The sequence below is a fragment of the Dickeya oryzae genome (genome assembly GCF_009372235.1).
GTDB classification, from domain to species: Bacteria; Pseudomonadota; Gammaproteobacteria; order Enterobacterales; family Enterobacteriaceae; genus Dickeya; species Dickeya oryzae.
On record NZ_SULL01000032.1, the window covers coordinates 1 to 1420 of the forward strand.

1 protein-coding gene is annotated in these 1420 nt (G+C 54.6%); it reads left to right on the forward strand.

Annotated features, from left to right (window positions below):
• Window positions 1-85 precede the first annotated feature (85 nt).
• Window positions 86-1408 carry an IS4 family transposase gene (locus FAZ14_RS20170; RefSeq protein WP_153509099.1) on the forward strand — a complete coding sequence of 441 codons (1323 nt, stop codon included), beginning with the start codon at window positions 86-88 and terminating at the stop codon, window positions 1406-1408.
• Window positions 1409-1420 lie beyond the last annotated feature (12 nt).

Sequence of the window (1420 nt, forward strand, 5' to 3'; positions counted from 1 at the left end):
GGCTAATGCCGATCGTTTAAGGATCGGTTGACCGATCCGGTGGCTGATGTAAAAAGGGTTCATGTCTTCACATGGACCCTTTTTAATGGAACTTTCACAGGCCCTCGGCATTATCAATCTTACCGCTCCCGATGAAGTTCAGAGTCTTGCCGACCTCCTTTCCCCCGACCTTATTCAGCAGGCCTTTACCCTCACGGATACCGTGACGCTACGTAAGCGTAAGCTTCCCCTCGAATCCATGGTCTGGCTGGTTATAGGTATGGCGATTTTCAACAACAAGCCTGTGTCCCATATCGTCAATCTGATGGATATCGCTGACCGGACTGGCAGACCTTTTACCGCACCCAGCTCCGTCATTGCCCGCCGCAAAACGCTGGGTGAGGATGCCATCAGAGTTCTGTTCGAACTGACACAACAGCACTGGAATGAAGAATCCCGGCATCCGCTCTGGAACGGGCTGACGCTGAACGCCGTTGATGGCGTGGTCTGGCGAACGCCCGACACACCGGAAAATGCCGCTGCCTTCGCGAAAGCAGAAAATCAGTACGGTGAAAAAGGCTTCCCGCAGGTCCGCATGGTGTGTCTGATGGAACTGAGCAGTCACCTGCTGCGCGCCAGCGTGATGGGCCGGTATGACGTTAATGAGATGCGGCTGGCGGCAGGACTGGCAAAGCAGGCACCGGATAATAGCGTGACGTTGTTCGACAGGGGCTTCTGGTCAACAGGCCTGCTGCATGACTGGCACAGGGCAGGTGAGAACCGCCACTGGTTGTTGCCGCTAAAAAAGGGCACGCAGTATGAGGTGATACGCAGACTGGGCAGGCAGGATGAACTGATAACGCTGAAGACCTCGCCACAGGCAAGAAAACAGTGGGAAGGTCTGCCGGATGAGCTCACTGTCCGGTTAATCAGGAGGAAGGTTAACGGTGTGGAACGTCAGGTTGTCACATCGATGACGGACGCGATGCGTTACCCGGCGGCAGACATAGCAGAACTCTACAAACACCGGTGGGAAATCGAACTGGGGTATCGTGAGGCGAAGCAGTTCCTGTGCGGCAACCGCTGGACGCTGAGAAGTAAATTGCCGGAGATGGTGAGACAAGAGCTGTGGGGGATACTGCTGACATACAACCTGGTGCGGTATCAGATGGTGAAAATGGCGTTCAGCCTGAAAGGAGATTATCTGCCGTATCAGCTGAGCTTCAGTGGTTCGGTGGCAGAAATCATGCGGCTGTTAATCGGGCTGCCATGGTCCTCACCGGGGGCAGTGCCGGGACACCTGAAGCACTTCTACAGCAATGCCGCGCTGCTGAAACTGCCGCCGAGACGGGAGCGGGAGTATGAAAGAGAAGTGAGGCAAAAAAAGCCCAAATACCCTTTTAAAAACAATGCCAGTCACCTTAAGTGACTGGCATTAGCC